Source organism: Agarivorans albus, assembly GCF_019670105.1.
GTDB lineage: Bacteria > Pseudomonadota > Gammaproteobacteria > Enterobacterales > Celerinatantimonadaceae > Agarivorans > Agarivorans albus.
In genome coordinates this window covers 2,214,337-2,238,146 of record NZ_AP023032.1, presented here as the reverse complement: position 1 = coordinate 2,238,146, position 23,810 = coordinate 2,214,337, and the positions used below count along the sequence as shown (strand labels likewise).

At 43.2% G+C, this 23,810-nt stretch carries 20 protein-coding genes; 6 read left to right on the top strand and 14 right to left on the bottom strand.

The features are described from left to right. Window positions 1-129: 129 nt before the first annotated feature. From htpX to bioB, 5 genes are all read right to left on the bottom strand, one after another. A complete protein-coding gene (htpX, locus tag K5620_RS10305; RefSeq protein ID WP_016403266.1) occupies window positions 130-1,002 on the bottom strand; it encodes a protease HtpX in 873 nt (290 codons plus the stop codon). A gap of 91 nt (window positions 1,003-1,093) precedes the next feature. Further along, a complete protein-coding gene (gene bioD / locus K5620_RS10300; protein WP_016403267.1) occupies window positions 1,094-1,783 on the bottom strand; it encodes a dethiobiotin synthase in 690 nt (229 codons plus the stop codon). After that, window positions 1,776-2,552: a malonyl-ACP O-methyltransferase BioC gene (gene bioC, locus K5620_RS10295; RefSeq protein ID WP_016403268.1), complete on the bottom strand. Its 777-nt coding sequence runs from the start codon at window positions 2,550-2,552 to the stop codon at window positions 1,776-1,778. Before bioC ends, bioD begins: the two co-directional genes overlap by 8 nt. Beyond that, window positions 2,539-3,714, bottom strand: coding sequence for an 8-amino-7-oxononanoate synthase (gene bioF / locus K5620_RS10290; protein ID WP_221077485.1), 1,176 nt, complete (start codon window positions 3,712-3,714; stop codon window positions 2,539-2,541). Before bioF ends, bioC begins: the two co-directional genes overlap by 14 nt. After that, complete coding sequence (bioB, locus tag K5620_RS10285) at window positions 3,715-4,767, bottom strand: biotin synthase BioB (RefSeq protein ID WP_016403271.1); 1,053 nt, start codon at window positions 4,765-4,767, stop codon at window positions 3,715-3,717. A 97-nt stretch (window positions 4,768-4,864) separates the two neighbouring features. Here bioB and bioA point away from each other — a divergent pair, with 97 nt between their 5' ends. Next, entirely contained in the window at window positions 4,865-6,136 is a 1,272-nt protein-coding gene (bioA, locus tag K5620_RS10280) for an adenosylmethionine--8-amino-7-oxononanoate transaminase (RefSeq protein WP_221077484.1), read from the top strand. Here the strand turns inward: bioA and K5620_RS10275 are convergent. Next, the gene (locus tag K5620_RS10275) at window positions 6,126-6,497 is read right to left on the bottom strand and encodes a hypothetical protein (RefSeq protein WP_016403274.1); all 372 of its coding nucleotides are present in this window, start codon (window positions 6,495-6,497) and stop codon (window positions 6,126-6,128) included. The two genes, bioA and K5620_RS10275, sit on opposite strands and share 11 nt — an antisense overlap. A gap of 154 nt (window positions 6,498-6,651) precedes the next feature. On the opposite strand from K5620_RS10275, the gene asnS reads away from it, so the two are divergent. Together asnS and K5620_RS10265 are read left to right on the top strand one after the other, a co-directional pair. After that, window positions 6,652-8,052, top strand: a complete 1,401-nt coding sequence (asnS, locus tag K5620_RS10270; RefSeq protein WP_016403275.1) for an asparagine--tRNA ligase — start codon at window positions 6,652-6,654, stop codon at window positions 8,050-8,052. A gap of 190 nt (window positions 8,053-8,242) precedes the next feature. Then, window positions 8,243-8,923 carry a DUF3334 family protein gene (locus K5620_RS10265; RefSeq protein WP_016403276.1) on the top strand — a complete coding sequence of 227 codons (681 nt, stop codon included), beginning with the start codon at window positions 8,243-8,245 and terminating at the stop codon, window positions 8,921-8,923. Here K5620_RS10265 and K5620_RS10260 read toward each other — a convergent pair. The 3 genes from K5620_RS10260 to K5620_RS10250 form a co-directional block, all read right to left on the bottom strand. After that, window positions 8,920-9,534, bottom strand: coding sequence for a DsbA family protein (locus K5620_RS10260; RefSeq protein WP_016403277.1), 615 nt, complete (start codon window positions 9,532-9,534; stop codon window positions 8,920-8,922). The two genes, K5620_RS10265 and K5620_RS10260, sit on opposite strands and share 4 nt — an antisense overlap. A gap of 6 nt (window positions 9,535-9,540) precedes the next feature. Further along, window positions 9,541-10,080, bottom strand: coding sequence for an NAD(P)H nitroreductase (locus K5620_RS10255; RefSeq protein ID WP_016403278.1), 540 nt, complete (start codon window positions 10,078-10,080; stop codon window positions 9,541-9,543). Between the two features lie 186 nt (window positions 10,081-10,266). Further along, window positions 10,267-12,288: an oxidoreductase gene (locus K5620_RS10250; RefSeq protein ID WP_016403280.1), complete on the bottom strand. Its 2,022-nt coding sequence runs from the start codon at window positions 12,286-12,288 to the stop codon at window positions 10,267-10,269. 156 nt (window positions 12,289-12,444) lie between these two features. Between K5620_RS10250 and sppA the strand changes: the two genes are divergently transcribed. Both sppA and ansA read left to right on the top strand, forming a co-directional pair. Beyond that, a complete protein-coding gene (gene sppA, locus K5620_RS10245; protein ID WP_040307532.1) occupies window positions 12,445-14,271 on the top strand; it encodes a signal peptide peptidase SppA in 1,827 nt (608 codons plus the stop codon). An 83-nt stretch (window positions 14,272-14,354) separates the two neighbouring features. Beyond that, on the top strand, window positions 14,355-15,365 hold the full coding sequence (gene ansA / locus K5620_RS10240) for an asparaginase (RefSeq protein WP_016403282.1): 1,011 nt from the start codon (window positions 14,355-14,357) through the stop codon (window positions 15,363-15,365). Here ansA and K5620_RS10235 read toward each other — a convergent pair. Then, window positions 15,362-15,643 (bottom strand): YeaC family protein, encoded by a 282-nt coding sequence (locus tag K5620_RS10235; protein WP_016403283.1) that lies wholly within the window; start codon window positions 15,641-15,643, stop codon window positions 15,362-15,364. The two genes, ansA and K5620_RS10235, sit on opposite strands and share 4 nt — an antisense overlap. A 168-nt stretch (window positions 15,644-15,811) precedes the next feature. Between K5620_RS10235 and K5620_RS10230 the strand changes: the two genes are divergently transcribed. Further along, a complete protein-coding gene (locus tag K5620_RS10230; protein ID WP_016403284.1) occupies window positions 15,812-16,639 on the top strand; it encodes a DUF2989 domain-containing protein in 828 nt (275 codons plus the stop codon). 8 nt (window positions 16,640-16,647) lie between these two features. Here the strand turns inward: K5620_RS10230 and msrB are convergent, their stop codons facing one another. From msrB to malQ, 4 genes are all read right to left on the bottom strand, one after another. Beyond that, a complete protein-coding gene (msrB, locus tag K5620_RS10225) occupies window positions 16,648-17,040 on the bottom strand; it encodes a peptide-methionine (R)-S-oxide reductase MsrB (RefSeq protein ID WP_016403285.1) in 393 nt (130 codons plus the stop codon). Further along, window positions 17,037-19,136, bottom strand: a complete 2,100-nt coding sequence (gene glgX, locus K5620_RS10220; protein ID WP_016403286.1) for a glycogen debranching protein GlgX — start codon at window positions 19,134-19,136, stop codon at window positions 17,037-17,039. Before glgX ends, msrB begins: the two co-directional genes overlap by 4 nt. A gap of 49 nt (window positions 19,137-19,185) precedes the next feature. Beyond that, window positions 19,186-21,396: a 1,4-alpha-glucan branching protein GlgB gene (glgB, locus tag K5620_RS10215; RefSeq protein WP_016403287.1), complete on the bottom strand. Its 2,211-nt coding sequence runs from the start codon at window positions 21,394-21,396 to the stop codon at window positions 19,186-19,188. A 169-nt stretch (window positions 21,397-21,565) separates the two neighbouring features. Continuing rightward, the gene (gene malQ / locus K5620_RS10210; protein WP_016403288.1) at window positions 21,566-23,764 is read right to left on the bottom strand and encodes a 4-alpha-glucanotransferase; all 2,199 of its coding nucleotides are present in this window, start codon (window positions 23,762-23,764) and stop codon (window positions 21,566-21,568) included. Window positions 23,765-23,810: the final 46 nt, after the last annotated feature.

Sequence of the window (23,810 nt, the reverse complement as noted above, 5' to 3'; positions counted from 1 at the left end):
AAGCAAACAGTTTAAAAAATTATGAGGATATTACAAACTTAAAAGTTTACGCTCAAAAATTAAGCGCAAGATCAAAAAAGTGCCGACAAAGCGGCACTTTCATTAAAGTTTTTGGTCGATTGACCGAGCTTAACGTGCTCGTAATGCGGCAATGCGTTTTTCTAAAGGTGGGTGGCTTAAAAACAGCTCGCTCATTGCACGTTTACCATTAATACCAAAGGCCATCATAGAGCCTTCCATTTCTGGCTCTCTACTTCCACCTAATCGTTGTAGAGCATTAATCATTTTGTCTTTACCAACTAACTTGGCAGAGCCTTCGTCTGCGCGGTACTCGCGTTGACGCGAAAACCACATAACAATAATGCTGGCCAAAATACCAAACACCATTTCAAGCACAAACACAGTTGCAATATAGGCAAAGGTGCCCATGCCTTGTCCGTTCTCATTATTGTTACTCATAGCAGAGCTAATAACGTTAGCGATGATTCGCGCTAAGAACATTACAAAGGTATTTACTACACCTTGAATTAGAGTAAGGGTAACCATGTCGCCATTAGCAATATGACTAACTTCGTGGGCGAGAACAGCTTCAACCTCATCGCGAGTCATGTTATCTAACAGACCTGTGCTCACAGCCACCAAGGCATCATCTCGCTTAGCGCCAGTAGCAAATGCGTTCATATCTGGTGCATTGTAGATAGCAACTTCTGGCATACCAATGCCTGCAGCTTTTGCTTGCCTTGCCACGGTATCAACCAACCATGCTTCGGTTTGGTTTCTCGGCGTAGTAATAACCTGAGCTCCGGTAGAACGCTTTGCCATCCACTTGGAAATAAGCAAAGAAATGATAGAGCCGCCGAAGCCAAAAATAGCACAGAAAATCAACAAGCCGCCCATGCTTTGGGTGGAGATCCCAAGAGCAGAAAACACTATGTTCATTACAATGCCAAGCACTAGAACAACAGCTAAGTTAGTGCCTAAAAACAACAATATACGTTTCATCGTCTTCCTCGATTATGATGGAATTACCCAATTACCATAATATATGGGGTATAACTCACATTTTTCAATGGCTTAAATAAGGTAAATGCGTTTAGATTTGGCTGACCAAAGTATCTATATCAAAGCATTCCGCTGCTAAGTTAGCGTTAAGGCTGGTGTTATAAGGCAGTTCAGCAATACAAGGAGCATCTATGGCATCTTGTAAATAGCTGATATTCAATTTTGATATATCTGAAGGCTCACTTAAATTATTAGCCACCCAAGCCACCACGTTACAACCACTGGCTTTTATCGCTTCAGCGCTTAGCAAGGCATGATTTAAACATCCAAGCTTTACCCCAACAACTAACACTACTGGTAAACCTTGCTCAGCAACCCAATCAGACATCATCAGCCCTTGTTCATTAAGTGGCACATGCCAACCGCCTGCTCCTTCAACCACAACAAAATCAGATTTACCAACTAAACGCTGCAATCCACTGGCCATTAACACGCTATCAACCGGCTTTTTCTCAAGCTTTGCAGCGATATGGGGTGCTATCGCATGTTTTAACACTACTGGATTTACTTCTGCATAGTCGAGTTCACTGGAGTTGACCTTGATTAATGCCAGCGCATCTTCATTGCCTTCAACCGAATCAAACATTTCAGTTCCAGCTGCAATGGGCTTAAAACCATTAACAATTGAGAACTTGTTTTGTAGCGCTTTTACCAAGCCACAACTTACTACGGTCTTACCTACTTCTGTATCAGTGCCGGTGATAAAAACAGACTTAGTCATTAATCAATACTCCATAACTCACTTTATAGGTGGCACTAATTTGCATGTTGTTGGCTGCTTGGCCGAACATATCCTTGTAGTTTCTAGCCATAGCCTTTAGTTGACCGCGATTTGTTGAATTTGGCTCTCCCCCAACCACATAGTTTGCGCCGATACCTTTTAAATCGGCCAACAACAAAAAGGCATGTTCATACCAAAGTGTTCGTTGCTCATGATGAAACTTGGCATTGTTAAAACCGGCTTTACTAGCCGCTTGTACAATATCATCCTGAGTTAGGAAACGGTTTACATGACGGTTGGAGTCGATGCTAGACCAAGCTTGTTCAAGCTCAAATAAGGTACCTTGGCTAAGAGTAGAAAATAACAAAACGCCATTTGGCTTAAGTACTCTTCTAATTTCTTTTAGTGCAGCTGCAAGATCATTGCACCACTGCAAAGCTAAGCTTGAAAATACTAAATCTACACTATCGTCGGCTAAGCCTAAGTGTTCCGCATCACTAACCAACGCTGCAGATGGCTGAGCATAGCGCTTTGCTTTAGTAGCCATTGCTAAAGACAAATCTAAGGCTACAACATGAGATGAGTGAGCCTTTAGAGAACGAGAAAAATAGCCAGTGCCACAGCCTAAATCTATCGCTAGAGGATAAAGCTTATTAGGTAAGTAGCTTAATAATGTTTCGCCAATACTGCGTTGCAACTCGGCATAATCATTATAAGTATCAGCGGCTTTAGAGAAATGACGAGCAACCTGCTGTTTATCGATGACCATAGTTTTCTTTACTTACTTCATGAATCGCATTTATAAGATCAACAATATCTTGTGCTTGGTGATGACTACTTAAGGTTATCCGCAGCCTAGCGGTGTTTACCGGCACTGTAGGAGGACGAATTGCAGAGACCCAAAAACCTTTGCCTTGCAACGACTCGGCCATTGCTAATGCTTTGTCAGCCTCACCGATAATAATCGGTTGAATAGCAGTATTTGAATCAGCGACTGCAATATCGTTTTCGATTGCTAACGATCTAAACAGTGCAATATTATCAGCTAACTGTTGCTGCAATTCTGGTTGCGTTTGCAGCACCCGAATAGCTTCGGTTATCGCGCAAGCTTGGGCTGCTGGCATCGCAGTTGAGTAGACATAACTTTTGTCAAAATTAACCAAATAGTCTTTAAGCGCTTGGTCACATAAAATCGTTGCACCAGAAACACCTAGTGCTTTGCCAAAAGTTAACATTTGAATTTGTAGATCGCTGGGTGTCAGGTTTTGTTGGTCTGGAGAACCTCTGCCTTGATCACCTAGGCATCCCACACCGTGAGCATCATCAACCATTAACCAAGCATTGTGTTGTTTACATAAATCACTAATGGGCTTTAACGGTGCTTGATCACCGTCCATGCTAAAAACGCCTTCAGTGATCACTAAACAGTTTTCACCTTGTTGGCTTTCTAACCTGTTAGCAAGCTGACTTACAGAGTTATGTTGAAAACGACTAAAGTTGGCGTCACACAATACGCCAGCTTCCATCAATGAGGCGTGGTTAAGTTTATCTTGGATCAGCACATCATTTTTTTTGAGTAGAGCTTTGATAACACTCTGGTTAGCTGAAAAACCGCTGTTAAATAGCAATGCACCTTCACGTCCCTGCCATTCACAAAGTGTTTCTTCCAATTGGTAGTGCGCTTTTTGGAAACCGGTTACCAACGGAGAGCCACCACTTCCCACTCCATAACGCTCTGCACCTTTTATCCAAGCATCAATTACTCTTGGATGGTGAGATAAACCGAGATAGTCATTACTTGAGAAATTCACAAACTGTTGGTTATCAATGTCAATCAAACGCCCTTGGGCGCTAGATTGACATCGGCGCTGGCGAAACAACTGTTGCTGTTTGCGCTTTTCTACTTGCTGTTTTACAAATTCAAATGCCATTTACGAGGCGTCGTAAAATTGTGAAGGGCTGTTTTTCTGCTGCTGTTTCACCAAGGTTTTGTAAAGATCTTCTTCTTGCTCTTCAGTACCATTTTTTAGCGCTGCTGGCTCAGGGCGAATACCTAGCTTTTTAAACAACTGCATGTCCTGGTTTTCATCAGGATTTGGCGTAGTAAGCAACTTACACCCGTAAAAAATAGAGTTAGCGCCAGCCATAAAACATAGTGCTTGAACCTGCTCGTTCATTTCTTCACGTCCTGCCGATAAACGCACATGCGAGCGAGGCATCATGATACGAGCAACCGCTATACAGCGAATAAACTCAAATTGGTCCATGTCATCAACATCTTCAAGTAAAGTACCCTTCACTTTTACCAGCATGTTAATGGGAACACTCTCTGGATGGCGAGGTAGATTAGCCAACTGAACCAATAAACCACTTCTGTCTGTAGCTGTCTCGCCCATGCCCATAATACCGCCCGAGCATACTTTCATACCTGCTGAGCGCACATTATCTAGCGTATCTAAACGTTGGTCGTAAGTACGGGTGGTAATAATCTCTTGGTAATACTCGCGTGAAGTATCAAGGTTATGGTTGTAATAATCTAAACCTGCGTCAGCCAGTTCTTCAGCTTGCTGCTTCTCTAGCATGCCTAGGGTCATACAAGTTTCCATACCCATTTCTTTCACGCCTTCAACCATTTTCACTAAGTAAGGCATATCGCGCTGTTTAGGGTTTTTCCATGCGGCCCCCATACAAAAGCGAGTGGAACCGTTTGCTTTGGCTTTCTTGGCCTCGCTCAGTACATGTTCAACCTCTAATAGACGTTCTGTTTTAAGGTCAGTTTTATGGTGAGCACTTTGTGGGCAGTACTTACAATCCTCAGGACACGCGCCAGTTTTAATCGATAACAAGGTAGATACTTGTACTTGGTTTGGATCAAAATTGGCGCGATGCGCACATTGAGCCTGAAACAATAAATCGTTAAATGGCAAAGCAAACAAATCGTTTACTTCCTGTACGGTCCAATCGTGGCGGAGTGCTTGAGTCATTTGAGAAGCTTTCTTTAGAAATAATAATCCGCTAGTCTAGCGACAGCCAAGCCGCTGTCAACTTTAAAAAACCCATAACTTTACTAACGGTTAATTAATGAGCATAGATTTAGATTACGACCAACAACATTTATGGCACCCTTATACGTCTTCTATTAAACCACTGCCCTGTTATCCAGTGAGCTCAGCCGAAGGTTGCGAGATTGTTTTGGAAGACGGCACGCGACTCGTTGATGGCATGGCTTCATGGTGGGCCTGTATTCATGGTTATAAAGTGCCTGAGCTAGACCAGGCAGCCGCTCACCAACTTGGCAATATGTCGCACGTGATGTTTGGCGGGCTCACACATAAACCAGCAGTTGAGCTTGCTAAAAAGCTTGTGGCGCTAACACCACCAAGTTTAGAGCAAGTGTTTATTAGTGATTCAGGCTCTGTTGCCGTTGAAGTTGCATTAAAAATGGCGCTGCAATTCTGGCACGCAAAAGGTGAAAAACGTGCCAAGTTTGCCACCATAAGAAACGGCTACCACGGCGACACCTTTGGCGCTATGTCGGTATGTGACCCAGATGGCGGTATGCACCAACTCTATCAAGGGTTCTTACCCGAGCATCTGTTTTGCGAAGCGCCGCAAACTCGCTTTGAGGAAACGTGGGACCCAGCAGACATTAAACCAATGGAGAAGATACTCGAGCAACATCATCAGTCTATAGCGGCTGTGATTTTAGAACCTGTAGTTCAAGGCGCTGGCGGTATGCGTATTTACCACCCTCAATACTTAACAGAACTGCGAAAACTGTGTGACCAATACCAGCTATTATTAATTGCCGATGAAATAGCCACTGGTTTTGGTCGCACCGGTAAATTATTCGCCTGTGAACACGCAGAGATAGAGCCAGACATACTTTGCCTAGGCAAAGGCTTAACGGGCGGCTACATGAGCCTTGCCGCGACCATCACCAGCAAATCTGTTGCTAATACTATTTGTAGCGGAGAGGCTGGCGTATTTATGCATGGTCCAACGTTTATGGGTAACCCACTAGCATGCGCGGTGGCAAATGCCAGCATTGAGCTGCTTATTGCTTCAGGCTGGCAAACTAAGGTTGCGACGATCGAACAATCACTTAAGACACAACTTAAACAGTGCCTAAGCTTAGAATCTGTAACAGATGTTAGAGTATTAGGTGCCATTGGGGTGGTTGAGGCAAAGCAGGCGGTGAATCTAGCAGACATTCAAGCGAAGTTTGTGGAACTCGGTGTATGGATAAGACCCTTTGGAAAACTGATCTACATCATGCCGCCCTACACCATTTCAGCAAGCCAGCTTCAAAAGTTGACGGATGCTATTTTTAAGGTGCTGACTAGCCTCTAAACAGCTTGAGGTAATAGAACAACAAAATAGCGATAACTATCACCGCTAGCAGACCCATATTCATTTTGAAATAGTCTGTTTTGCGGCGAGAGCGGCTCCAGTTAACAAAAATGCCCGCTAAGGTAATGCCACAGCAACCCCACAGCAAAAACACAAATACTTGCCTTAAATCCTCTATCCAGTGGTCTCTATATCCTTGCCCGTCGGTGGTTTGAAAAGCGCTGTAAGCTATCTCTGGTCTTGCATAATGATAAACCACCAAAGAACCAATAAACATTGTCCAAGCTAACAATGAAATAATCACAAATAGCTTTTGAAGACCATCCGGCCCTTTTCGACGTTCTTTTCTATTTTGCCGCATTTACCCACTCACCTTTATTCCAACAAGCGTATTTCCTTAACATAAGTTATCGATTTCCGGAGTTTTATCAATTTTTACTTGAGTCTTTAGCCCTAAGAAGTAACATTGGTCACCTTACAATATTAGCACTATCAAATCGGAGCAGTTGTTTGCTATGACGCATTCTTCAGTGACAGACGTTTTGGGCGGAAAGTTCAGCGTTGGTCAACAAGTAACAATTAAGGGTTGGATCCGCACTCGTCGTGATTCAAAAGCAGGTCTTTCTTTCTTAGCCATTCACGACGGTTCATGTTTCGACGCCGTTCAAGCTGTGGCACCTAATACCCTAGCCAATTATGAGAATGATGTCGTTAAACTAACTGCCGGCTGTTCGGTTGTAGTAACTGGTGAAGTTGTTGAATCGCCAGGTAAAGGCCAATCATTTGAAATTCAAGCTACAGAAGTTGAAGTGCTTGGTTGGGTCGAAAATCCTGACAGCTACCCAATGTCGGCAAAACGCCACAGCATCGAGTATTTACGTGAACACGCTCACTTACGCCCTCGTACCAATGTAATTGGCGCGGTAACCCGTGTACGTAACTGTTTATCACAAGCGATTCACCGCTTTTACCACGAACAAGGTTATGTTTGGGTAAGCACGCCAATTATTACCGGTAGTGATACCGAAGGCGCAGGTGAAATGTTCCGTGTATCTACATTAGACATGAACAACCTACCGCTAAGTGAAAAAGGCGATATTGACTATCAACAAGACTTTTTTGGCAAAGAAACGTTCTTGACAGTATCTGGTCAGTTGAATGCTGAAACCTACGCTTGTGCCTTGTCTAAAGTGTATACCTTTGGCCCAACTTTCCGCGCCGAAAACTCAAACACTAGCCGTCACTTGGCTGAGTTTTGGATGGTTGAACCTGAAGTGGCCTTTGCTGATTTAGAAGACGTAGCAAAACTAGCAGAAGACATGTTGAAGTATGTATTCAAAGCGGTTCTTGATGAGCGTATGGACGACATGAACTTCTTTGCCCAACGTATCAACAAAGAAGCGATTAGCCGTTTAGAGAACTTTGTAAGTGCCGATTTTGCACAGGTAGACTATACCGACGCAATTCAAATCCTTAAGGATAGCGGCAAAAAGTTTGAGTACGACGTAGAATGGGGCATCGATATGTCTTCAGAGCACGAGCGTTACTTGGCAGAAGAACACTTTAAAGCGCCAGTGGTAGTTAAAAACTACCCTAAAGACATTAAGGCGTTTTACATGCGCCAGAATGACGATGGTAAAACTGTAGCAGCGATGGACGTTCTAGCACCAGGCATTGGCGAAATCATTGGCGGTAGCCAACGTGAAGAGCGTTTGGACGTGCTAGACGCCCGTTTACTAGAGCTAGACCTTAATAAAGATGACTACTCTTGGTACCGCGACCTGCGTCGTTACGGCACTGTACCTCACTCAGGCTTTGGTTTAGGCTTTGAGCGTTTAGTATCTTACGTAACTGGCGTAAGCAATATTCGTGACGTAATACCGTTCCCTCGCGCACCTAAAAATGCCGAATACTAATATTTAGTTAATCACTAAATATCGCGAAAAGCCTCAATTTTATTGAGGCTTTTTTATTTCTAGATCATCCTCACACTCGAACTCTTTGCTGCATATAGCTTAGCAATCAAAGCTATACAGCTTTGTATTCATCATCCATACTTAAGCCCATTACCACGGCGCGGCCGGGAAGTAGTTAAAAAGGATTTACATGAAAAAATTAAAAGTTGTAACCACTGAAGACGTATTACTTACCTTGTGTAACTCGGTAACCAATGTATTAAGCAAGGCTACCACCAGTGAAATTAAATATTCAGCCATGGTGCAAAAGATAAACAAGACTTGTTTAAAGCCTGATATTGGCTGTTTTGTTCTGTTTGATGGCGGCTTCTCTGGTTTAGTGGTTATTAACTTTACTGCCGATGCGGCCATGGAGATTTACCGCAATTACATGCTTCACATGGGGATCCCAGAATCAGAGCTCGCTCAGCAACATACCGCTGACGAAGTGGGTAACGTAATGGGTGAATTAATGAATCAGATGGTGGGTTACTTTACTGGCGTTATTGGTAAAGAATTACAAACCTCTCTCACTCAAAACCAACCCAAAATGCTGGCTTTAAACAAGCAAGTTTTAATCTCAATTGATACAAACTTGGACCGACCTCAAGCTAGACGAGTAACCTTCACTACCGCTAAGAACAACATCTTCTATCTTGAACTAGCCATGGATAAAACTGAGTTCATTAAACTTCATGAGTTTGAAACAGAAGACGATGTTGATCCGGATGATCTTATCGAGCAAGCCGCTACACAGAAGAAAGCAGAGCAAGAGCCAAAAGACGTAGCGCAAACCATTGATCAAGACTTACTTGACGAGCTAGGTATTTAAGCCAGTAACTGTTGAATATGCTCAAGGCTTGCTTGGGCATCTTTATAATTTAAACCTACCGAATGAAAGTGACTATCCTTCTCTAGCACTAAAGATGGGAAACCTTGAATAGGCAGGCTTCGAGCAAACTGAATTTCTTCGAGTAAATTAGCATTCAGTTTTTCACCGCAAATATCAGTCTTAAACCTCTCTAGGTCTACGTTTAATCCTTCAGCTAAACCAACTAATACAGATAGATCTGAGGGATTTTTTGCATCTAAATAATAAGCCTGCTGAATAGCAACTATCATTGCTTTCTCAGCACCCTGAAGCTTCGCTGCAAGAACTGCTCGATTGGCTGGATATGTAGAACGCCTTGGGGTATTTAGTTCCCAAAACTGATAATTAAATTGAGTCCCCAATTGATTGGCTATTTTCCGCCAAGTTTGCTGCAAAAAAGCCTGCATCTCTGCAGGCATTTCAAGATCTGAGTCGGGTGCTAAACCACCGAGTAAATACACCAACTCGATATTGCTAGGCAATATCTTCTCAAGTTCTAGCAATGTTGGCTTATAACCCCAGCACCAAGAACACATAGGGTCATGAACGTAATACAGTCGGTATTTAGCCATAAGTATTTACAACCAAGTGACATAGTCTTTGAATGGTAATTCCCTTGGCTTCGCTACCTTAGTTTGTGGGCTACCTAGATAGAGAAAACCAACAATTGATTCATGTTCGGCTAAACCAAGTTCATGATTTACAATTGAGCTATATGCCATAGGTCCTGTTCGCCAAATACCATTATACCCTTGGGCATAGGCTGCCATTTGCATGGCATGCACAGCACAACCAGCCGACAGTACTTGTTCAATCTCAGGTACCTTTGAATGGGTTTTGGGTGAGGCAATCACAATAGTTATTAACGGAGCACGAAACGGCATGGTTTTCGCTTTTTCTGCATCGCCCTCTTCTGCTAGTGCTGCTTGTTCAAAAATTCCCGCAAGCTTTGATAGGCCTTCACCACTAACATGAATAAAACGCCAAGGACTTAAGCCTCCATGGTCAGGAGCTCTAAGGCCAGCGTTCCAAATGGTTTCCAGCTCTGCACCTTCTGGTGCTGGTGCAGCTAAACGCGCGCAAGAGTGACGATTTAGTAATAAATCTAAGGCTTTCATTGTTTTCCTTAACCACTTAAATATAGCGCCATTGTGCGCGAATTATGCTAAAAGTAAAGCCAAGTACCCGCAGGTTTAGGCGCTTTTGAAATGGTTTTAGAGCGGCATCAACAACTCAAGCAGTTGCAAGATTGGGTAAAACAAAACCCCAAGCAAACAGCTGCTCTCGTTCAGCATTGGCTTAAGTTAAATAAGCGCCGCTAGTTCAGCACCTTGGCGAATAGCACGCTTGGCATCAAGCTCTGCTGCTACATCTGCTCCACCGATAAGGTGAGAGTTAACACCCAACGCTGTTAAATCATCATGCAAGGTTCTTAACGGCTCTTGTCCAGCGCAAACCACCACATGGTCAACTTCAAGAATCGAGTCTTCACCGTTGACAGAAATATGTAGGCCTTGATCATCTACTTTTTTGTACTCAACGCCTGCTAGCATCTCTACTTGATTTTTCTTCAAGGTTTCTCGATGGATCCAGCCGGTAGTTTTACCCAAGTTTTTACCCACTTTACTGGCTTTACGTTGACATAAATACACCTTACGTAAAGCAGGATGATTGTTGTGCTCTTTTAATCCGCCGGCTTCTGCCATGCTGCTATCTATTCCCCAATTATCAAGCCAACGTCCAACATTGGTTGATAGCGAAGGCTTCTGCTCAACCAAAAACTCGGCAACATCAAAGCCTATTCCGCCTGCGCCAATAATCGCGACTCGCTCTCCTACTTCTTTATGGTCTCTTAATACATCCAAGTAGTTATAAACTTTATCGTGCTCTATGCCTTCTATCGGAGGAGTTCTTGGAGAAATACCGGTAGCTATCACAACTTCATCGGCGTTTAAGCCAGCTAACATAGGCGCATCAACCTTAGTTTCTAATTCAACCTTAATGTTTAGCTGTTTAATTCTATTTGCAAAATAGCGTAAGGTTTCGTAGAACTCTTCCTTGCCTGGAATCTGCTTGGCATAGTTAAATTGGCCACCAATCTGAGAACCTTGGTCGTAGATGGTAACGGAATGACCACGCTCCGCAGCATAACAAGAAAATGCCAGTCCGGCAGGCCCTGCTCCCACAACGGCAATAGCTTTACTGCTTGAGTCTTTTTCGAACGTAAGCTCTGTTTCATAACAGGCTTGCGGATTAACTAAGCAACTCGCTCGCTGTTGCTTAAAGACATGATCCAAACACGCTTGGTTACAGCCAATACAGGTATTTATTAGAGCAGCTTGATTATTTTTGGCTTTTTCTACAAACATAGGGTCAGCCAACAATGGCCTAGCCATGGAAACCATATCAGCTTGCCCTGACCGCAATATGTTCTCTGCTACATCGGGTGTATTAATTCGGTTTACTGCAACCATGGGGATACTAACGTGTTGCTTTATCTTCTCTGTTACCCAAGCGAAGGCTGCTCGTGGCACACTGGTGGCGATAGTTGGTACACGGGCTTCGTGCCAACCAATACCAGTATTTAGAATAGTTACCCCGGCTTGTTCAAGTGCTTTAGCTAGGGTGACAACTTCGTCATAAGTGCTGCCTTTTTCAACCAAATCTAACATCGACAGTCGAAATACAATGATAAAATCGTCTCCAACTGCAGCACGTGTTTTCTTAACAATTTCTAAGGGAAATTTAATACGATTTTGGTAACCTCCACCCCAACCATCACTACGCTGGTTAGTGCGGGCGCAAATAAACTGATTAATTAGGTACCCTTCAGAGCCCATAATTTCGACACCATCGTAACCGGCTTTTTTAGCCAATTTTGCGCTGTTGGCAAAATCTTTAATGGTGTTTATTATTTGCCGTTCGCTCATAGCTTTAGGTTTAAAGGGGGAAATAGGCGCTTTAATCTTACTAGCACTAACATTAAATGGATGGTAGCCGTATCGACCAGCATGCAATATTTGCAGGGCGATTTTTCCGCCCTCTTTATGCACCGCGTCGGTAATAGTGCGATGCTTTTTTACTTGCCAAGGAAAACTTAACTGGCAGCCGTTTGGTGCTAAGCGCCCTCTAAAATTAGGGGCGATACCACCGGTAACAATTAAACCTACTCCACCTTTTGCTCTTAGTGCATAAAAGGCGGCAAGTTTTTCGAAACCACCCTTCTCTTCTTCTAAACCAGTATGCATAGACCCCATTAAAACCCGGCTTTGCAATTGGGTAAAACCTAAGTCTAATGGCGCTAGTAAATGGGGGTACTTGGTCATCTGTGTAACCTCAATCCATGGTTAATGTTATGAAACTGTTAATAGAGTATACAAACCAAACCTTTGTTTCAAACATTTGTTTAAATATTTGCAGGTGCCTGTTTTATATGACTATGGTAACGTTTAGTTATTGTTGACATTATTAAGTGACCCACAGTGTTTAAATTAATTAAGAACATATTTCGCTTTTTCTGGCGAACCTTAAACTTCATACGCTCTCTATTAGTTAATTTGTTTCTGTTGTTTATGGTTGTGATGGTCATCATTGCATTAAGCAGTGTTAGTCAAGAACCCGTTGAACCACCGAGTGCTGCAGCTCTAAGGATTGTGTTAGATGGGCAAATAGTAGAACAGCGCCAACGTGTTAACCCGATGGCCGAGCTAAGTAACGAATTATTAGGTAACAACACAGAAAAAGAAATTGACCTGCACAATGTGGTTAAAGCCATTGATGAAGCCAGAATTGATAGCAACATTACCGGATTAGTGTTAGAGCTTGGTGCAATGCCAAATACCAGCCAAACTAAATTAGCAATTATTGGCAAAGCCTTGGAAAGATTTAAAGACAGCGACAAACCCATCATTGCTTATGCCGACTACTATGACCAACACCAATACTATTTAGCCAGTTTTGCAGATCAGTTATTACTGAATCCAAAAGGCGCTGTGTTGATGCGTGGTATGAACTCACGTCGTTTGTTTTTTAAAGATGCCATCGACAAGTTAGATATCACCACCCATGTGTTCCGTGTAGGAACCCACAAATCGTTTGTTGAGCCTTACCTACGCAACGATATGTCTGATGAAGCAAAACAGGATTTAGCGCGCTGGATGGACCAATTGTGGTCAGCTTATCTAAATACCGTTGCTAACAACCGTCAACTATCGGTCAATCACCTTCTGCCTGAACCATCGGCTTTGCTAGCGCGATTAAAAACAGTAGATGGCAACGGGGCTAGATATGCAGAAAAGTTTGGTTTAGTCGACCAGTTAACTACCCGCGCTCAAGCTAAACAAATATTAGTGGATACTTTTGGTGAAAATGACGAAGGCGACAGCTATCAAGCTCGCCATTACGCAGAATATCTGCAAAACGTGGTAGACGAACCGTCCAGTGAAAATAAAATCGCCCTCATTGTTGCCCAAGGCGCCATTGTTGGAGGCCGCGGACAAGAAAAGGTAATTGCAGCCGACACCGTATTAACCCAGCTCAATCAAGTATTGGATGATGAGCAGATTAAAGCAGTAGTGATGCGCGTAGACAGCCCTGGTGGAAGCGCATTTGCCTCTGAGCTTATCCGCGAAAAATTGCAGCAAATCCAAGAACAAGGAATTCCTGTAGTTGTTTCCATGGGCAGCGTAGCCGCTAGTGGTGGCTATTGGATATCATCAACTGCGGATCAAATCTTTGCTAGTCCTACAACCATTACTGGTTCTATAGGTATTTTTGGTATGTTTGCCACCTTAGAAAACGCCTTAGCCAAGTTAGGCATTAGCAGTGATGGTTATGCAACCAGTCCACTGGCTGAGATTAGCCCGTTCCAACCCTTACCAAAAGAGTTGGCCGAGATTATTCAACTTAATGTTGAACATGGATATCACGACTTTTTATCGCTAGTTTCCTCAGGACGAGACATTCCGTTATCTGACATGGAAAAGATTGCCGAAGGGCGAATCTGGACTGGCCAAGATGCACTAAACAACGGCTTAGTTGACCAACTAGGGGATTTAAACGACGCAATTGATTACGCAGCGAGTATAAACGAGTTGGATTCTTACCAAGTAGAAACTTTAACCCCTCCGCTTAATCCAAGAGAGCGCCTAATTGCCCAGTTCTTTGACAGTCAAATCAGTGCCGCGCTAGCTAATGTTGTTCCTAATTGGCAATTGTTTAACCAAGTTGCTGAACAAGCGCCTGCAATAGACAAGTTTAGCGACCCACTTGGTCAATACAGCTTCTGTGCGGTATGTGAACAATTTTAAGCCAAACTAAATAAACAAAAACGGCTAATTACTTTAGACAAACATCAGACTATAATTTCACAAATTCTTTGAATTATAGTCTGATGAATCGAAAATCAATATATATTGCTTATACTGGCGGCACCATAGGTATGCAACGTAGCGAAAGAGGCTACGTGCCTGTTGCTGGGTTCATGCGCGATTGCCTAGAGGCGATGCCAGAGTTCAAACGCGATGAAATGCCCGAATTCACGGTACATGAGTTTTCTCCCCTAATTGATTCCGCAGATATGGATCCGCAGCATTGGCAATTAATTGCTGAGGATATACAAGCCAACTACGAAAAATACGATGGCTTTGTAGTGCTACACGGCACCGACACAATGGCTTACACTGCGTCAGCCCTATCCTTTATGCTGGAGAACTTAAGCAAACCGGTAATTGTTACTGGTTCGCAAATTCCACTCAGTGAATTGCGATCAGATGGGCAAACCAACTTACTAAATTCCTTATACCTAGCGGCGTATTACCCGGTTCATGAAGTATGCTTATTCTTTAACAACAAATTGTTACGGGGAAACAGAAGTACTAAAGCGCATGCGGACGGTTTCGATGCCTTTATGTCGCCTAATTTCCCGCCGTTGTTAAAGGCCGGGATTGATATTGAAGTTATCACAGGGCAAGTTCGACCTACAGGGATTAGCGCACTACAAATAAGTCCCATTGTGCCGCAGCCTATAGGGGTGGTTAGCCTCTACCCTGGAATATCAACTGAAGTTATTGGAAATTTGCTACTTCAACCTGTTAAGGCGTTAATACTGCTAAGTTACGGTGTAGGTAATGCTCCACAACATCAATCAATGTTAGAGCAATTACAAGAAGCCAGCGATAGAGGCATTATTGTTATTAACCTTAGCCAATGTTTAACCGGTAAAGTAAACATGGGCGGTTATGCTACTGGTAATGCGTTAGCGAAAGCTGGAGTGGTAAGTGGTGGCGATATGACTACCGAAGCAGCACTGGCCAAATTACATTACTTGCTAAGTAAAAACCTACCTAGCCAGCGAATTCGTGAGTTACTTTGCCAAGACATTCGAGGCGAAATCTCTATTTAACTGTCATTCTGCGGAACACTAATAATAGTTTGGTCCTCTTTGTACTGACGTTTCAACTCTTGTTTGGATTTCATTACTAACTCGCCATCTGTTCCAACAGTAAAATGTTGGGGCTGATGGTTATGTTTAGACTGATACAAGATAACCATTTGCTGGGTATGGTCTCGTTGCTCATCAGTTACTGGCTTGCCATCAGGCCAGCGACCCGTTTCAACCGCCGTTAGCATATTCTGGTAAATCTCAGGGCTAATTGCAGCTAACAATTTATCTACATCCATTTATCACTCCTATAATGTTATGGGAACACTAACAAACCGACACAACACTGCCAAGCTATATTCTGACCACTTAACTTAACTGGGCAAATTAGGAGAAGCTATATGGAAAATATTTGTGGTAATCTTAGCCCAATAAAGCATTGTTTAAATTGAATTCAGGGAAATGATTTGTCTTTAGTAAAGCCATTTGGCTATAGCTTTTTTTTAGCACTACCTCTAGTACTAAGTGGTTGCGATTCGGGATTTGATTTATTCGGCTTTGGTAGCCGCTCAGTTAAAAGCATTTGTAAAAACAACCCAGAATTATGTGAAGACTTAAACCGCGATGGTTGGTGTAAAAAAGAGCGCAATGGGGTAATCATTAGCCGCTTCAATGAAATGAATGAAGCAAGTGAAATAAACCAATACCAGCTCATTAAAAACTACCGAGACTATAATTTTTGCATAGAGCTAGCAGCCAGCATTGAACCTAAATACGACAAGTCTCGTAAAACTCAACGAGTAATCGGCCTACTAACTTCACTTGAAGAGCTTGAGCGCTTAGAAGCAGAAACTAAAGAGTCTAATTACCCATTTTTGTCTATGTATCACTGGACACAGTTTCGCGATCAAGCAGCTGGAGAACGCTTTCTTGCCCTTGAGGGAACAGACCAGCTGAATCACCCCGATTTACAGTGGACGTTAGCTATTTACTACAGTGGCAAAGACGCTAAAAAGACTATCAACATCCTGCAAAATTCCTTTAAGCTGTTTGGTGAAGAAGAAACAATACCTGCCAAATATGCAGAAGCGATTACCTCCCAATACATGACCCTAAAAGATTACCGTCATGCCTATTTGTGGGCTCAAGTAGCGGCCTTGTTCGAAGATCACAGCAAGCAAGACTACTCCGGTCTTAACCACAAGTTAAAGCTATCAGAAGAGCAACAGAAGGTATTGAAAGAAGAAGCCGGTATTATCTTTAAGCAAATAGAAAAAAGACAATACCGTTTATAGTGGGGGATTTACTCAGCAGTAAAGTCAAGAGCGACTGAGTTAATACAGTAGCGCTCTCCTGTCTCGGTAGGGCCATCGTTAAATACATGGCCCAAATGCGCATCACACTGGCTACAGCGTACTTCGATCCGCTCCATGTTATGACTTTGGTCTCTTACAAACGTAACTACCCTGCTCTCTGCAATCTTATCAAAACTCGGCCAGCCACAACCTGAATCAAACTTTGATTCAGAGTTAAATAGTGCCTGATTGCAGCAAATACAATGATAAACACCTTGTTGTTTATTGTGTAGCAAAGTCCCTGAAAATGGACGCTCTGTGGCTCCCTTTCGAGTTACTTGGTAAGCCATTTCACCTAATAAGGCATGCCATTCTTGCTCGTCTTTTACGATCTTACTCACGATTTTACTTGTTCCAACAATAACATTGATTTTGCTTTAAGTTTGACACTACTTACGCCGCGAAGTTTCTTTTCGAATATGGCTTGCTCATTTGCGGTATCCATTTGTTGACACCAAATTGATTTACCCTCGGCAGTTGGGATAACAAAGTCAATTTCATGAGAGCTAGCGTTAATAATCCATAACCAACGCTCTTTTGATTCTCGCAGGTTTCTTACTTCAACTGCCACGGCCCAACCGTGCGATTGATGCCAGTCTTCTTGGTGCATGTTCTCACCATCGTGACGATACCACCGCACTCCATGTAATTGTGAATGACATTTCTCGTAACTGTCATTTTCCAGCTGCAAATAATGAAAAACACGAGAACGTTTGCGCAGTGCCATCAGTTGCTGACAAAAGATTAGGAACTGTTGTTGATCACGGTCCAAATTCCAGTCAAACCAGCTTATTTCATTGTTTTGACAATAGGCATTGTTATTGCCTTGCTGAGTTCGGCTAAGTTCATCACCACCAAGGAAATGCGGTACACCTTGAGATAACATTAACGTTGCGAGTAAATTGCGCTTTTGTTTACGACGTAAAGCTAAAACCTTTTTGTCTTTAGTTCGCCCTTCTTCACCATAGTTGGCAGAAATATTATGGCCGTGACCATCGCGATTCTCTTCACCATTTGCATGGTTATGACGTTGTTCGTAGCTAACTAAATCTTCTAAAGTGAAACCATCGTGATAACAAATATAGTTAACGCTAGTATGAATACTTCTGCGGCTGGCTAAAAACAGATCACGCGACCCCATAATACGAGTCGCCATCTCGCCCAATAAGCCATGCTCACCTTTCCAGAAACCGCGGCTGGTATCTCTAAATCGATCATTACACTCCATCCAGCGTTCTGGGAAGTGACCTAATTGATAACCATTAGGGCCGATGTCCCAAGGTTCTGCGATCATCTTCGCTTGAGACAAAATAGGATCTTGAGCCACCGCCTTAAAAAATGCAGCTTGACTGGTGTAATGGTTATTCTCGCGGCCCAGGCTAACAGCTAAGTCGAAACGAAAGCCGTCTACCTGCATCTCTTCAACCCAATAGCGCAAACTATCAAGCACTAGCCTCAAACTAACCGGGTGATCTAAACTAACGCTGTTACCACATCCGGTATTGTTGGCGTAATGGCTATAGTCTGGGCTATCTCCAATCCGTTCAAACAGGTAATAGTGTTTGTTATCTAAACCTCTGTAACACAAGGTTGGACCATCATCACCAGACTCTGCAGTGTGGTTAAACACCACGTCCAAAATCACCTCAATCCCATTTCTGTGCAGCTCGCGCACCATGGTTTTGAACTCAATTAAGGCATTTGATTTAGCATAACGTGGCTCTGGCGCCATAAATAATATTGGGTTATACCCCCAATAGTTACTTAACCCTAAGCCTTTTAATCTAGGCTCAGACATAAACGCAGCTGTAGGTAACAACTGAACAGAGGTAATACCTAAATCTTTTAGGTGCTTAATACTAGCGCTATCAGATACACCTAAATAGCTACCTCGGTGTTGCTCGGTGACTTGGGTATTTAACTTACTAAACCCTCGAACATGAGTTTCGTATAACACCATATCTTGGCGGTCTACATTAGGTTTAGTCACACCTTGCCAATCAAAGTGATCATCACAAACAATACACTTAGGTATTAAGTCTGCATTATCTTCTTGGTAGGCTTTGCTATCCCATATTAGTGGACGAGAGATGGCCTTTGCGTAAGGGTCTAAAATGAGTTTTCTAGGATCGAACCAATTGCCGTGCTCGGGTTGATAAGCACCAAAAACACGATAACCGTAATATTGATTTGCCTTGATACCTTTCACATAACCAAAACGGATACCGCCTTGCTTACCAGGTAAGACTAGGCGCGCAACTTCATTTTCATGTTCGTCGAATAAGCACAGCTCAATATGCTTCGCATCGCCGGCATGAATGGCAAAATTACAACCATTTTCGTCGAGAGTGGCGCCGAGAGGATAATCCCTTCCAGGGGAAACCTGAAAATGACTCAGGCTAAAAGGCAAAGGCTTTAATTGACTTCTTGTAGACATGCAAACCTTATTACCCCCTCGCTCCAGCAAGGGGGTATAAACAATGTATTTAATCTACTTTGATTAAATACAATGTTGATAGCGGTGGCAAGTTTAAAATCACAGAATTTTCGCGTCCATGGCTAGCAACGGATTCAGATTGGAATTCAATTCCTGCATCATAGTTGCCGCCCCAGTACATTTCTGAATCTGAGTTCAAAATGATGCGGTAGCGGCCTTGCTCTGGCACAGCCAAACGGTAGTTATCACGAGGAACCGGGGTAAAGTTACTCACTACAATTACTTTTTGTTGACTATTTAAGGCATTACGCTGGAATACCAACACACTTTTTTCCCAGTCGTCGTGATCAATCCACTCAAAACCTTGAGAGTCATAATCACCTTCAAACATCGCTGGGTGCTCGCGATACACTTTGTTTAGCTGTTTAACTAACTCTTGCTGCCCTTTGTGTTTAGGGTATTCCAGTACATTCCACTCAAGGCTTGAATCGTGATTCCACTCGCTAGCTTGTGCAATCTCGTTACCCATAAAGTTTAGCTTTTTACCCGGATGCGCGTACATAAATGCGGTATAAGCTCGCAGGTTGGCGGCCTGTTGCCATTCATCACCCGGCATTTTCCCTAGCAATGAGCCCTTACCGTGAACAACTTCATCGTGTGAAATAGGCAATACAAAGTTCTCGTCATAGTTATAAACCATGGCGAAGGTAATTTCGTTGTGGTGATACTTTCTGAATGCAGGATCTTTTTGCATATAAGTTAAAGAGTCATGCATCCAACCCATATTCCATTTAAATCCAAAGCCTAAGCCGCCGGTAAATGTAGGGCGAGAAACACCCGCAAATGCCGTTGATTCTTCTGCGATGGTCATAGCATGTGGGTACTGGCGATAAACTTCTTCGTTGAACCATTTAAGTAAGCTAATAGCTTCGTAGTTATGATTTCCGCCATCTACGTTTGGTACCCACTCACCTTCTTCTCGTGAGTAATCCCAGTAAAGCATCGATGCTACTGCATCTACTCGTAAACCATCTACATGGAATTTATCTAACCAGATTAGAGCACTGGCAACCAAGAATTGGCGTACGGTATCGCGGCCAAAGTCATAGATGTATGAATTCCAATCGTTGTGCCACCCACGGCGTGGGTCTTCATATTCGTATAAATGCGTGCCATCAAATTGGGCTAAGCCGTGAGAATCACTTGGGAAGTGCGCAGGAACCCAATCAACAATAACGCCAATACCATTTTGGTGGCATTGGTCGACTAAGAATTTAAAGTCATCTGGGTTGCCAAATCTGCTTGTTGGAGCGAACAAACCGATAGGCTGGTAACCCCAAGAACCATCGAATGGGAACTCAGAAATAGGCAATACTTCAATGTGAGTGTAACCCATCTCTTTGACATACTGGACCAACTCAACAGCTAGTTCACGATAGCTCAAATAATTGTTGCCGGTGGCCTCAACTTTGCGACGCCAAGAACCAAGATGCACTTCATATATGCTCATTGGTTGGTGTCGCTTATCGTTATTTTGAGAGCGTATCCACTCATCGTCATTCCACTGATATTGGTCATGGTCCCAAACCACAGAGGCAAATGACGGGTACTGCTCAGAGCTAAAACCTACAGGATCAGTTTTATGTGGCAGCGAGTGGCCATGACGATCTTTTAATTCGTACTTGTACTTGGTGCCAGAATCTAATCCTGGAACAAACAGCACCCAATGCCCATCTAGTGAACGCTGCATAGGCAGGCGGCGACCATCCCAATGGTTAAAATCACCGATTAAACTCACACTTGATGCACTAGGCGCATACACACCAAAACGAACACCCTTTACTTGAACGCCGTCCACTTCAATGGTTTTAACTTGTGCGCCTAACACCTGGTAAAGGTTTTGCGGCGCGTGAGTCATTGTGGCTAAGCCATCATAAGCTAGGTCGGTAAATTGATACGGGTCTACTACTGTTAGTTTGCTGTCGGCATATTCAACTTCTAACTGGTAAGCAAAGAGTTCTTCAGCATCAAACTCTAATTCGAAAAGGCCTTGAGGAGATAACTGGCCCATAGTTCCCAAAACTTCGCCATTTAGCGACATCACAGTTATCGCTTTTGCATCAGGTTGCCAAGCCCTTAACACCAAGCCTTTACCTTTGGCTTTTGCGTTTAAACCCAGAGCATTAAATGGCTCACTTAAACGCACGCTGGACAATTGTTGAACTAATTTAGAAACCTGAGAAGACAAAGATTGTTTCATTATGTACTTACCTTAACGTCCTGAGAATAAGGGGATTTGGTCATTAATGCTTAGGTTAGCGCAACTCTTCGAGCTTTTCTCAATTAATCAGTAGTAAAGTGAGATAGAAAACATTTTCATAGGCAAAAAAAAGCGCTCCGAAGAGCGCTTGTTTATAAATGCATCAAATTTACTTGCTAGCTTTGTTACGAGCGTCTGTTAATGAATACATTAAGTGCTGTACATCGTGGTTGTTAAACAAGTCACTTAGGTTCCAAGTTAACTTACGACGCCAGTTTGGATATTCGCTTGAAGTACCAGGTACATTAACTGGCTTATCCATTTCCATCCAGTCTTCTAACTGAACAGATAACAAGTTACAGCTACCTTTTGCCATGTGTACTTGGATACCGTAGTTAAGGCCTTTATCCATGCCTACCCAGTTAACATCACGAGAGATGTAATCTGGAATACTTTGGTGACCGTGCAAGGTATCTAACAGCTTTTGTTTGTTCTCATGACGATCTTGGTAAAGGCTTTGTAGCACTTCTTCGTCTGGATAAATGCCTAGCTCACGACCTAGCGCTAGATCATCACAATGCCAAAAACCGCGTAGGGTTGGCATATCGTGAGTGGTTACCGCAGACATTGCCTGCTCTGGGTAATGCGCAGGAGAGATAAAGCCACCATCTTCAGCTTGCTCGAAGAAGAAAATACGGTAAGAGTGAACACCGTTTTCTTGGAGAACTTCGAAGATGCCGTCTGGAACAGTACCTAAGTCTTCACCAATGATTAAACACTGGTTACGGTGACTTTCAAGTGCCAAAATTCCTAGCAAATCTTGAATTGGGTAGTAAAGGTAAGCACCTTTATCCGCTGAATCTTCAACAGGAACTAGCCATAAGCGCAATAGAGCCATTGCGTGATCGATACGTAAAGAACCACATGAGCGCATGTTAGAACGGAATAAGTCAACCATTGGCTGGTATTGCTGTTCTTCTAGCACTGCAGGGTCCATTGGAGGCAAGCCCCATTTTTGACCAAGTGGGCCAAGAATATCTGGTGGAGCGCCAACACTTGCATCTAGAGAATACAAATCGCCGTTTGCCCAAATTTCAACACTACCTTCACTTACACCTACAGCTAAATCTCGGTAAAGGCCCATAGCCATACCCGATTCTTTAGCCACTGCATCTACTGCTGCTAATTGCTCGTCGGCAATCCACTGCAACCATAAGTAGAAATCTACAGCTTCTTGGTTAGTTTTTACCCATTCAGCAACCGCTGGTAGGTGGTACTCTTTGTACTCGTCAGGCCATGCTGGCCAGCCCCAGGCGTTACCAATGCTATCGTACAAGTGAGCTTGTAGTGCATCGTAAGTAGCTTGAGCTTGTAAGCTTTCGCCGCCTTCTTTAATAAATGTACGGAAAGCGTTCGCGCGCTTAGTGCGACCTTTCTGAATAGTTTGGAACTGCTTGAATACCAGTTTAAGAGCTTCAAGTTTTGCTTCAGTTACGCCGGTGTAGTCTACCCACTCGCTGCTGCGTAATTGCTCCAAACGGTTTTGGAAAGCAGCGCTAGCAACCAAGGCTGCAGCATCAGACTCAGCAAATTCGTTGATAGCTTCAACGTCGATATAAACTACGTTTAACCAACGACGTGAAGAAGGACTATATGGGCTAGCTGCTTCTGGATTCGCTGGGTATAGCGAGTGAATCGGATTTAGACCAACAAAATCGCCACCGCGCTCGGCAATGTTTTTAACTAAAACCTGTAAGTCTGAGAAGTCGCCGATACCCCAGTTAGTCTCTGTACGTAGGCAGTAAAGCTGTACACTTGGGCCCCATACTTTTTTGCCGTTAGCAATTTGTGGCTGAATGTAAGCAGCTTTAGGTGCAACGATGTAACGCGTTTCAGCTAAAACTTTACGGCCGCCTTTAACCGAAATGCTTAAAGTGTGGTAACCAATAGGTAACTCTAGGCTTAAGTTAACGATGTAAGCTTGGTACTCAACATCATTAATAGCGTGAGCTTCGATTAACTCACCATCTACAGGCGTAATCTGCCCTTTGAATTCTTCACCCTGCTCTGTTTTCAACTTCCAAGTGAATGCTTTATTAGCTAACTCGATAGGAACACGGATCTCTAATGGATATTCAGAAGCGACACGTACTACCTTTACTACTGGCATAACTTTTTGCCAGTAATTTAGTACATCTTCTTCATAGCGCTGTGCTAGTTGCTCTGCATCGTCTACAGGGTAACCTAACGCTCTTAGCAGTTTCGATTTGCTTTCAGGTACGACTTGCGCCGGATTTCCCCAAGCATCTACGTAGCTGGTTTCAATGCCGCGAAGCTTTACCAACTGTTCAATGATTTGATCTGACATAACATTTCCCGAGTTATTGCTTTTATCTAACTAATTATTGTTTTTT

What these genes read in the sequence shown, in the direction of transcription:
- htpX (WP_016403266.1), bottom strand. Translation starts at nt 1,002, where the DNA reads ATGAAACGTATATTGTTGTTTTTAGGCACTAACTTAGCTGTTGTTCTA.
- bioD (WP_016403267.1), bottom strand. Translation starts at nt 1,783, where the DNA reads ATGACTAAGTCTGTTTTTATCACCGGCACTGATACAGAAGTAGGTAAG.
- bioC (WP_016403268.1), bottom strand. Translation starts at nt 2,552, where the DNA reads ATGGTCATCGATAAACAGCAGGTTGCTCGTCATTTCTCTAAAGCCGCT.
- bioF (WP_221077485.1), bottom strand. Translation starts at nt 3,714, where the DNA reads ATGGCATTTGAATTTGTAAAACAGCAAGTAGAAAAGCGCAAACAGCAA.
- bioB (WP_016403271.1), bottom strand. Translation starts at nt 4,767, where the DNA reads ATGACTCAAGCACTCCGCCACGATTGGACCGTACAGGAAGTAAACGAT.
- bioA (WP_221077484.1), top strand. Translation starts at nt 4,865, where the DNA reads ATGAGCATAGATTTAGATTACGACCAACAACATTTATGGCACCCTTAT.
- K5620_RS10275 (WP_016403274.1), bottom strand. Translation starts at nt 6,497, where the DNA reads ATGCGGCAAAATAGAAAAGAACGTCGAAAAGGGCCGGATGGTCTTCAA.
- asnS (WP_016403275.1), top strand. Translation starts at nt 6,652, where the DNA reads ATGACGCATTCTTCAGTGACAGACGTTTTGGGCGGAAAGTTCAGCGTT.
- K5620_RS10265 (WP_016403276.1), top strand. Translation starts at nt 8,243, where the DNA reads ATGAAAAAATTAAAAGTTGTAACCACTGAAGACGTATTACTTACCTTG.
- K5620_RS10260 (WP_016403277.1), bottom strand. Translation starts at nt 9,534, where the DNA reads ATGGCTAAATACCGACTGTATTACGTTCATGACCCTATGTGTTCTTGG.
- K5620_RS10255 (WP_016403278.1), bottom strand. Translation starts at nt 10,080, where the DNA reads ATGAAAGCCTTAGATTTATTACTAAATCGTCACTCTTGCGCGCGTTTA.
- K5620_RS10250 (WP_016403280.1), bottom strand. Translation starts at nt 12,288, where the DNA reads ATGACCAAGTACCCCCATTTACTAGCGCCATTAGACTTAGGTTTTACC.
- ansA (WP_016403282.1), top strand. Translation starts at nt 14,355, where the DNA reads ATGAATCGAAAATCAATATATATTGCTTATACTGGCGGCACCATAGGT.
- K5620_RS10235 (WP_016403283.1), bottom strand. Translation starts at nt 15,643, where the DNA reads ATGGATGTAGATAAATTGTTAGCTGCAATTAGCCCTGAGATTTACCAG.
- glgX (WP_016403286.1), bottom strand. Translation starts at nt 19,136, where the DNA reads ATGTCTACAAGAAGTCAATTAAAGCCTTTGCCTTTTAGCCTGAGTCAT.
- glgB (WP_016403287.1), bottom strand. Translation starts at nt 21,396, where the DNA reads ATGAAACAATCTTTGTCTTCTCAGGTTTCTAAATTAGTTCAACAATTG.
- malQ (WP_016403288.1), bottom strand. Translation starts at nt 23,764, where the DNA reads ATGTCAGATCAAATCATTGAACAGTTGGTAAAGCTTCGCGGCATTGAA.